The organism is Streptomyces mayteni, from assembly GCF_054783955.1.
The window spans coordinates 1-9,347 of the sequence record NZ_BAAGPR010000184.1; the positions used below are offsets into that span (position 1 = coordinate 1).

At 75.0% G+C, this 9,347-nt stretch carries 8 protein-coding genes and 1 pseudogene; 4 read left to right on the plus strand and 5 right to left on the minus strand.

The annotated features are described in order from the left end of the window. On the minus strand, nt 1–800 hold an 800-nt coding region (locus ACYVPE_RS38080), incomplete at its 3' end, for a M56 family metallopeptidase (protein WP_461038419.1). 4 nt (nt 801–804) lie between these two features. Beyond that, nucleotides 805–1,194: a BlaI/MecI/CopY family transcriptional regulator gene (locus ACYVPE_RS38085; RefSeq protein WP_461038420.1), complete on the minus strand. Its 390-nt coding sequence runs from the start codon at nt 1,192–1,194 to the stop codon at nt 805–807. Nucleotides 1,195–1,414: 220 nt separating this feature from the next. Here ACYVPE_RS38085 and ACYVPE_RS38090 point away from each other — a divergent pair, with 220 nt between their 5' ends. Together ACYVPE_RS38090 and ACYVPE_RS38095 are read left to right on the plus strand one after the other, a co-directional pair. Then, nucleotides 1,415–2,728: an LCP family protein gene (locus ACYVPE_RS38090; RefSeq protein WP_461038421.1), complete on the plus strand. Its 1,314-nt coding sequence runs from the start codon at nt 1,415–1,417 to the stop codon at nt 2,726–2,728. Nucleotides 2,729–2,793: 65 nt separating this feature from the next. Next, on the plus strand, nt 2,794–3,174 hold the full coding sequence (locus tag ACYVPE_RS38095) for a VOC family protein (RefSeq protein WP_461038422.1): 381 nt from the start codon (nt 2,794–2,796) through the stop codon (nt 3,172–3,174). A gap of 35 nt (nt 3,175–3,209) precedes the next feature. Here ACYVPE_RS38095 and ACYVPE_RS38100 read toward each other — a convergent pair. Together ACYVPE_RS38100 and ACYVPE_RS38105 are read right to left on the minus strand one after the other, a co-directional pair. Further along, a pseudogene (locus ACYVPE_RS38100) lies at nt 3,210–4,316 on the minus strand (N-acetylmuramoyl-L-alanine amidase); the annotation flags it as partial. Between the two features lie 169 nt (nt 4,317–4,485). After that, nucleotides 4,486–5,295 carry a putative protein N(5)-glutamine methyltransferase gene (locus ACYVPE_RS38105; protein WP_461038423.1) on the minus strand — a complete coding sequence of 270 codons (810 nt, stop codon included), beginning with the start codon at nt 5,293–5,295 and terminating at the stop codon, nt 4,486–4,488. Nucleotides 5,296–5,453: 158 nt separating this feature from the next. On the opposite strand from ACYVPE_RS38105, the gene ACYVPE_RS38110 reads away from it, so the two are divergent. Continuing rightward, nucleotides 5,454–7,694: a glycoside hydrolase family 3 C-terminal domain-containing protein gene (locus ACYVPE_RS38110; RefSeq protein WP_461038424.1), complete on the plus strand. Its 2,241-nt coding sequence runs from the start codon at nt 5,454–5,456 to the stop codon at nt 7,692–7,694. Between the two features lie 506 nt (nt 7,695–8,200). Here the strand turns inward: ACYVPE_RS38110 and ACYVPE_RS38115 are convergent. Continuing rightward, entirely contained in the window at nt 8,201–8,824 is a 624-nt protein-coding gene (locus ACYVPE_RS38115) for a TetR/AcrR family transcriptional regulator (RefSeq protein WP_461038425.1), read from the minus strand. Nucleotides 8,825–8,874: 50 nt separating this feature from the next. Here ACYVPE_RS38115 and ACYVPE_RS38120 point away from each other — a divergent pair. Beyond that, the coding region (locus tag ACYVPE_RS38120; RefSeq protein ID WP_461038426.1) for an alcohol dehydrogenase catalytic domain-containing protein at nt 8,875–9,347 on the plus strand (473 nt) is incomplete at its 3' end.

The following is a 9,347-nucleotide window of genomic DNA, read 5'->3' on the forward strand; positions in this document are numbered from 1 at the left end:
ACGCCGGCGGCCGGCGGCCCCGGGCCGAGGGGGGCCGCGACCCGGCGCGGGACCGGCCCAGGCGCGGCCAGCGCCGCGAAGGTCGGCGCGGGGGTGTCGCGGCAGACCAGCGCCGCCTTGCCGACGGCCCGCGCCATCAGGCGCCGGTCGCCGAGGAGCCTGGCGGCCTCCTCGTCGGCCCAGCGCTCCGCGCTGTAGGCGACGGCCGTCCGCAGCGGCCGCAGGAACGGGTGGGCGCGGGCCGCGAGTTGGGCGACCAGCAGGAAGCGGTGGTGGCGGTGGGCGAGGTGCACGCGTTCGTGCGCGAAGAGCGCCCGCCGCTCGCGGCCGCTGAGGCAGGCCAGCATGGCGGTGGAGACCACCACGCGGTCGCGCCGGCCCGGCAGGGCGTAGGCGTAGGGGACGTCGTCCGGCAGCACCGCCACCGGGGAGGGCGGCAGGCCGGCGAGCGCGGCCTCGGCGGTGTGCCGGACCCGCCGGTGGTGCCAGAGGGTCAAGACGGCGGCGCAGGCGACGGCCACCAGGGCGGGGATGGAGGCCCGGCCCATGACCTCGTCGAAGGGGACGGCGGCCCGGACCTGGGGGTCGGACCAGCTGTCGGGGAGCGGGTTGCCCGGCACGGCGGCCGTGCCGACGACCGCGATCAGGGCGACGCAGAGCGTGCTGCACAGCGCGAGGACCGCCGTCACGCCGGCCAGCAGCCAGGTCGCCCGGCGTGGGTGGAGATGCTGCTCCGCGAGCCGGGCGATGGGCCAGGCGGTGATGGGCAGGATGAGCGGAAGCAGGACGAACAGGCCCATCGCGTCAGTCCTCCGGCTCCTCGGTGGCCTGGGCGAGCAGCAGCCGCAGCAGGCGCTCGTCGTCCGGGGAGAGCGCGGTGACGAAGCTGGCGAGTACCGCCTCCCGGTCGGTCTCGCGGTCCAGTACCCGACGCATCCGGAGGGCGGCGAGCGCGGCCTCGTCGGCGGCCGCCGACCAGAGGAAGGAGCGGCCGGCCCGCTGCCGGGTCACGGCCTGCTTGGCGAGCAGCCTGGAGAGGATGGTCATCACGGTGGTGTAGGCCAGGTCGCCGCCGAGCCGCTCCTGCACCCAGGCGGCCGAGACCGGCCCGGCGGCCTCGTGCAGCGCGGCGAGCACCTGCGCCTCCAGCTCTCCCTGGCCGCGCCGGCGCGCGCGGGCGTCCCCTGCCGTCACGTCAGCCGCCTTTCGAGCCTCGCGTGTCCGCGCACTCTTCCACTCGTCCGTCCCGAGGGCCATCGTACTGACAGGAGACCGCGTTCCAGCCACCTTCTACAGTGCTGTAGATTTCAGGCCCCTGGCAGCACCCATCACCGAACGGGGGACCGGCTTGGCCGGCACACATCGAAGCAGGCGCGCGAAGTCCGCGCCGCCCAGCCGTGGCAGGCGGATCCTGATGTGGACCGCCATCGGCCTCGCCGTGCTCGTCCTGGCCGCCAGCGGCACCCTCGGCTGGCTCTACTACCAGCTGAACGGCAACATCCAGGCCGCCGAGATCGACGACCGGCTCGGCGACGACCGTCCTGAGGACCTCAGCCCGGACGCCATGACCATGCTGGTGGCGGGCTCCGACACCCGGGAGGGCACCGACGGCGCCTACGGCGAGACCGAGGGCATGCGGTCCGACACGATGATGATCGTGCACATCGCGGCCAACCGTGAGTGGGCCACCGTGGTCTCCATACCCCGGGACTCGTGGGTGTCCATACCCGCCTGCGACCTGGGCGACGGCACCGAGTCGGAGCCGCACCACGGCAAGATCAACGAGTCCTTCGCGATCGGCGGCATGAACGGCGACGTGGGCGGCGCCGCGGCCTGCACCATCAGGACCCTGGAGCAGAACACCGGGCTCCGCATCGACAACTTCGTCTCGCTCGACTTCCTCGGCTTCAAGGAGATGGTCGACGCCCTCGGCGGCGTGGACGTCTGCCTGGACGAGCCGATCCAGGACGACAAGGCCCACGTCGACCTGCCGGCCGGCTGCCAGACCCTGGACGGCGAGGACGCGCTCGGCTTCGTCCGGGTCCGCTACAGCGTCGGCGACGGCAGCGACATCGGGCGCATCGAGCGGCAGCAGGAGTTCATGCGCTCGCTGGCCGAGGAGGCGCAGTCCAAGCTGACCGACCCGACCGCGCTCTACGGCTTCCTCGACGCGGTCACCAGCTCGCTGACCACCGACCCGGAGCTGGCCGGCCTGCGCCCCCTCTACGACCTGGCCGAGGACCTGCAGCGGGTGCCGGAGGAGAACCTGACCTTCATCACGGTGCCCAACTATCCGCGCGAGCTCGACGTCCCCGAGGACACGGCCAACGTGGTCTGGGAGTACCCGCGGGCCAGCCTGCTGTTCGACTCGCTGGCCAGGGACGAGCAGCTGACCGAGGAGGAGCTGGACGCGGCCGCCGAGGAGCTGCCGTCGCTCCGCCCCTCCGACGTCCAGGTCCAGGTGCTGAACGGCACCGGCGTGACGGGGCAGGCGGGCGAGGTGGCCGAGCGGCTCACCAATGCCGGCTTCATCGTGGTGGGCACCGGCAACGCGGCGGCCGGCGAGGTCGCGCACACCGTCGTCGGCTACCCGGAGGGCCTCGCGGAACAGGCGGAACTGCTGGCCGCGCGGGTGCCGGGCGCCACGACCGAGGCCGACGACTCGGGGCCGCCCGGCGCGCTCGTCCTCACGGTGGGCTCGGACTACACCGGCGTCCAGGGCGGCTAGCGGCCGGCTGCCGGTCGGGAAAAGAGGGAGGACGGACCGGCGGGGTGCTCGGTAGCGTGCGGCGCATGCACAGGAGCCGCGTCTACGCGATCATCATCGACGCCCCGACGGCCGAGGCCGAGGCCAGCGCCGCCTTCTGGTCCGCCGCCCTCGGCGCCCCCGCCCGGCCGTTCGAGGAGGCACCGCAGTTCACCACGCTGGTCGGGGCGCTGCCCGGCCTGGTCGCCGCCGTGCAGGCGGTCGACGACGCGCCGCGCTTCCATATCGACATCGAGACCGACGACCTGGACGCCGAGACCGCTCGCCTGCTGGCGCTCGGCGCCGAGGAGGTGTCCCGCTGGCAGGAGTGCCGGATCCTGCGCGCCCCCGGCGGGCACCTGCTGTGTGTGCTGCCGGTGGAGACCGACCCGGCCGACTTCGAGGCCGGGGCCAACGTCTGGCCGTAAGGGAGGGCCGGGGACCGGCCGCCGGCTCAGTCCGGCCCTTCCCCGGCCTGCTCGACCAGCTCCAGGTAGTGGTCCCAGTCCCAGTTGGGGCCCGGGTCGGTGTGGTCGTTCCCCGGCACCTCGACATGGCCGACGATGTGCTCCCGGTCGCGCGGGATGCCGTACCGGTCGCAGAGGAAGCGGGTCAGTTCGGCCGACGAGCGGTACATGGGCTCGGTGAACCAGGCGGGTTCGTCGATGAAGCCCTCGTGCTCGATGCCGATCGAGGAGGCGTTGGCCGTTTTGGCGTGCCAGGCGCTGTCCGCGTCGCGCACCATCTGGGTGACCTCGCCGTCGCGGGAGCGCACCACGTAGTGCGAGCTCACCCGGGCCGCCGGGTTCTGGAACCAGGAGATGGTGCCGTCGTAGTAGCCCTGGGCGACGTGCACGACGACGGTGGTGATCTCGGCGGTGCGGCCGGGCGCGTAGTTCTCGGGGTGGGCCGGCACCCAGCGGGCCGACGGGTAGTCGGGGCCCTCGGTGTCGGCGAGCGCGGAGAGCGGCTGGCCGACGTCCGCGTAGCCGCCGCGCTCCGGGATCACCGGCCGGCCCTCGACGTGCACGGTCTCGCCGGTCGGGATCCGCGCCTCGATGCCGTCGGTCAACAGTCCGTACACGGCGTCTGCGTAGGCGACCGCCGCCACGTCGTCCCCGCCGCCGTAGCGGGCGACGGCCGGGTACCAGGCGCCCGGCTCGGCGCGCTCGGCCGCGTCGAGGCCCAGGCCGTCCGCGTAGGAGCGCAGCACGGCGGCGGCGCCGAGGATGTTGTCGTCGGTGTCGCGGCGCAGCTCGTCGCGGTCGGTGCCGGTGAGTTCGGCGGCCAGCTCCAGGGTCTGCTGGACGGGATTGGACACCAGGTGCATCACGCCGTAGCCGCCCGCCTGGCTGGGGCGCCCCCGGTGTCCTTCGAGTCGGGTCTGGCCGTAGCCGACCGCCACCAGCAGGTCGCGCGGCACGCCGTACTCGTCGGCGGCGCGGGTGAACGCCGCGTTCACCGGCCCGCCGGCGGCGGACGGCCCGGCGGCCTCGGCGGTCTCCGCGACCAGGGCCAGCAGCGCGGCCGACAGCGCGACGCCCACGGCGAACGGCCGATGTGTCGTCATGCGGTGCCCATCTCTCTCCCGACGGCGCCCTGAGGCGGGGATAGACCGGCGACGGCCGGCCAGGAGAAGTCATGCCACGTCTTTCTCCGACCAAAGCCGACCACGACTGAAAGCGGCCGAAACCGATCGGTCGTCACACTCCCTCAGAAGAGGTGGCTCCGGCGGCCGTTCAGTCCGCTTCGCGGAGCCCGACGATCACGGTCGCGTGCCACTCGTCCGACCACACGGGCCGGGTGGTGAGCCCCGCCGCGCCGAACGCGGCGGCGGCCGCCGGCGCCTGCCGCTCGCTCGTCTCCACCAGCAGGCTGCCGCCCGGGGCCAGCCACCCGGGCGCCCCGTCCGCCACCCGGCGCAGCACGTCGAGGCCGTCGGCGCCGCCGTCCAGGGCGAGCAGCGGCTCGTGGTCGCGTGCCTCGGCCGGCAGCAGCCCGACCTCGTCGGTGGGGACGTAGGGCACGTTGGCCACCAGCACGTCCACCCGGCCGCGCAGCGTCTCGGGCAGCGCCCGGTACAGGTCGCCCTCGTGGACGTGGCCGCCGACGCCTGCCAGGTTGCGGCGCGCGCAGCGGACGGCGGCCGGGTCGAGGTCGGCGGCGTGCACCTCGGGTTCTTCGAGCAGGGTCGCCAGCGCGGCGCCGAGCGCGCCCGAGCCGCAGCACAGGTCGAGCACCACGGCCCGGGGCGGGGCGAGCGCTACGGCCTGGTCGACCAGGAACTCGGTGCGCCGCCGCGGCACGAAGACCCCGGGGGCCACGGCGATCCGCAGGCCGTGGAACTCGGCCCAGCCAAGCACCTGTTCGAGCGGCTCGCCGGCCGCGCGGCGGGCGGCGAGCGCGTCGAGTTCGGCGGGGGTCCGCGCCGTCTCGGCCAGCAGCCCGGCCTCGTCCTCGGCGAAGACGCAGCCGGCGCGCCTGAGCCGCTCGACCAGGCCGGCGGGGACGGACACGGCGGCCCGGGGCCGCGCGGGGTCAGGCGTCATTGGGCGCACGCTACCGAGACGGCCTGATCGGGCGCATCCCGATTACGGCGGGCGAGCGGGGCGTCGCGTTAGCCTGACGTCCGGACCGTCCGTTTCACGCCAAGCCTCGGCCGCCCCGGCCACCCCGGCCGCGGCCGCCCTGCCGAAGGAGACCCGGCATGTTCGACGTCCCCGCCCTCCTGACCGAGCTGACCCTGGAGGAGAAGGCGTCGCTGCTCGACGGTTCGGACTTCTGGCACACCCAGCCGGTGGCCCGCCTCGGCATCCCCGCGGTCATGGTCACGGACGGGCCGCACGGGCTGCGCAAGCAGACGGCCGACGGCGACCACCTGGGTCTTGCGCGGAGCGTGCCGGCCACCTGCTTCCCGCCGGCGGTGGGCCTGGCGGCCAGCTGGGACCCGGCGCTGCTCGAACGGGTCGGCGCGGCGCTCGGCAGGGAGTGCCGGGCCGAGCGGGTGACGGTGCTGCTCGGCCCCGGCGTGAACATGAAGCGGACCCCGCTGTGCGGCCGCAACTTCGAGTACTTCTCCGAGGATCCGCTGCTGGCCGGCGAGTTGGCGGCGGCGTTCGTGCGCGGGGTGCAGGGCCAGGGGGTCGGCACCTCGCTCAAGCACTTCGCCGCCAACAACCAGGAGACCGAGCGGATGTCGGTCTCGGCCGAGGTGGACGAGCGGACGCTGCGGGAGATCTATCTGCCGGCCTTCGAGCGGGTGGTCACCGGGGCCCGACCGTGGACCGTGATGTGCTCGTACAACCGGCTCAACGGCACCTACGTGTCGGAGCACCGCTGGCTGCTGACCGAGGTGCTGCGCGAGGAGTGGGGCTTCGACGGCCTGGTGGTCTCCGACTGGGGCGCGGTCAACCGGCGGGACGCGGGGCTGCGGGCCGGCCTCGACCTGGAGATGCCGTCGTCGGGCGGCGCCGGCACCCGCGCGCTGCTCGCCGCGGTCCGTGAGGGGCGGCTGACCGAGGCCGAGGTGGACGAGGCGGCGGCCCGGGTGCTCGGCCTGGTGGACCGGGCCCTGCCGGCGCTCGAACCGGGCCGGACCTTCGACGTCGCGGCGCACCACGAGCTGGCCAGGGAGGCCGCCACCAGCGGGGTGGTGCTACTCCGCAACGACGACGCGATCCTGCCGCTCGACCCGGAGTCGGGCGGCCGGATCGCGGTGGTCGGCGAGTTCGCGCGCAGCCCGCGCTACCAGGGCGCCGGCAGCTCGCAGGTCAACCCCACCCGGCTGGACGACGCGCTCGGCTCGCTGCGCGCCGCGCTCGACGGGGCCCGGGAGGTGACGTTCGCCGCCGGCTACGTCGTGGAGTCCGAGGCGGCCGACCCGACGCTGGTGGCGGAGGCGGTGGAACACGCGCGGGCCGCCGACGTGGTGGTGCTCTTCCTCGGGCTGCCGCCGAGCTACGAGTCCGAGGGCTACGACCGGCCGCACATGGAGCTGCCGGCGCAGCAGATCGAGCTGGTGCGGGCGGTGGCCGAGGTCAACGCCAACGTGGTGGTGGTGCTGTCGAACGGCGCCGCGGTGCTGCTCGACCCGTGGCAGGGCGCGGCCAAGGCGGTCCTCGAGTGCTGGCTGCTCGGGCAGGCGGGCGGCGCCGCGGTGGCCGACGTACTGCTCGGCCTGGCCAACCCGTCGGGCCGGCTGGCCGAGACGATCCCGGTGCGGTACGAGGACAACCCGACGATCGGCGCGTTCCCCGGCGAGCACGGCGCGGTGCGCTACGCGGAGGGCCTGCTGATCGGCTACCGGTGGTACGACGCGCACCGGATCGAGGTGGCCTACCCGTTCGGCCACGGCCTGTCCTATACCACCTTCGAGTACGCGGACCTGACGGTCGACGTGCTGGCGGACGACGCCGCGCCGCGGGTCACGGTGGGCCTCACGGTCACCAACACCGGCCGGCTGGCCGGCCGCGAGACGGTGCAGCTGTACGTCGGCGACCCGGTCTGCTCGGTCTACCGCCCCGAGCGGGAGCTGCGGGCGTTCGCGCGGGTGGCGCTCGAACCGGGGACGAGCGAGCGGGTGACGCTCGAACTCGGCCCGCGCGCCTTCGCGTTCTGGCACACGCCGCTGGGCCGCTGGGTGGTCGAGGGCGGCGCCTTCGACCTGCGGGTCGGCGCCTCGTCCCGCGACATCAGGCTCTCCGCGGTGCTCGACCTGACGGGCGAGGAGATCGCCAGGCCCCTCACCCCCGAGTCGGAGGTCGGCCACTGGCTCGACCACCCCGAGGCCGGCCCCCGCCTGCGGAAGGCCCTGGCCGGCAGCCCCTTCGCATCGATGCTGTCCGACCCCCAACACGGCGAACTCTTCCGCGCCATCCCTCTGATCCGGCTCTCCCGCTTCCCGGGCTTCCCCGTCTCCGAGGAGACCCTCTCCGCCTGGTCGACCTGACCGGGCCGGCCTGCCGGCCTGAGCGGTCCGAAGGGCCAGTCGGGGTTGCGGCCCGGCCTGCCGGCCACTGGCCCCCGGGGCCCGAAAGGGGTCCGCCGGTACGGCGCCGCCGGGCCGCCCCGGTCGATCCGCCAGGTCGGCGCGGCCTACCGGCCTCAGCGGCGCCGGTGCGGCACCGCCACCGGCCGGGCCGGACGGCCCGACGGGTCCGCCCCGGCGCGACGCCCAGCGGGCGTAGCGCGGCGCCGCCGTGAGGCGGCGAGCCTCCGGCGCGACCCAAGGCCGCTCCGGTGCCGGGCCGCCCACGCGACCGGCCCGAAGGGCTCCGCCTTCGCGGCTTCGTCCCTGAGCGGTGAGCCACCGCCCGAACAGCCCGTCGGTCCAAGGCGGTTCGGCAGCGCCACGAAGCGGCCAACCGGCCGGGACGGACGGCCGAGGGTGCCGCTTGCCCACACCGGCCAGCCCACCGCGAGGCGGCCGGCCGGCCGCAGGCGGCCCGTGGTGTGTCAGGTCACGACGAGGGGGAGGCGGACGGGGGGTGGGGGGGGGGTGGGGGTCGGGTCGGTGTGGAAGGACTGGAGGATCAGGGCCGCGAAGCGGCGGGAGGCCGCCGCCGTCGCGGCGGGTGTCGCGGCGCGGATGCCGCCGTTGGCCATCAGCGCCATGATGAGGTCGTCCAGGACGAAGTCCGCCCGCAGCGCGCCCGACTCCTTGGCGCGGCGGACGAGTTCGAGCAGCGGGCCGAGCGCGCGCTCGCGGTGGTCGTCGACGGCCCTGGCCCGGCGGAGGTCCGAGGTGAAGGCGGCCGTGAAGCCCCGGTCGACGGCGTGTATCGCCATCACCTTCTCGACCAGCAGCCGGAACCCCTCCCAGGGGTCGGCCGCCGCCGCGGCCTCGTGGACGATGGCGGTGCACTCGGCCATCTGCTCGGCGAAGGCCGCCGTGAGCAGGTCGTCCTTGGTGGGGAAGCGCCGGTAGAGGGTGGCCGCGCCGACCCCGGCCCGGCGGGCGATCTCCCGCATCGGCACGTCGAGGCCGTCGGCCGCGAACGCCGCGCGCGCCACGGTGAGGATCCGTTCGCGGTTGTCGCGGGCGTCGGAACGCAACTTGTGGAGCACTTCGCCGGTCATCTCTCTCACTTTAGCTATCCGGACGGGGTGTTCCACTACGGTCCGGACGCATGAGAGCTGTTCTGATCACCAGGTACGGGCCGGCCGACGAGCTGCGGGTCGGCGAGGTCGAGGCACCGCACGCGGGTCCCGGCGAGATCCGGATCCGGGTCGTCGCGTCGGGCCTGACGCCGGCCGACACCTATCTGCGCGCCGGCCGGCTGCGCGAGTCGATACCGCTGGCCTTCCCGCACGTGACCGGCGTGGACGCCGCCGGCGTGGTCGACGAGGTCGGCGCCGGCGTCACCGGCGTCGCGCCGGGCGACGCGGTGTTCGGCATGACCGACCCGGCGCGGCTCGGCGGGGGCAACGCCGAGCACGCCGTGCTGATGGCCTGGGCGGCCAAGCCTGCCGCCTGGAGTTGGGACGAGGCGGGCGGCGCCGCGGCCAACGTCGAGACGGCCACCCGGGCCCTCGACCGGCTCGGCGCGGGCGTCGGCGCCGGCCGGGCCGTGCTGGTGCACGGCGCGGCCGGCGGGGTCGG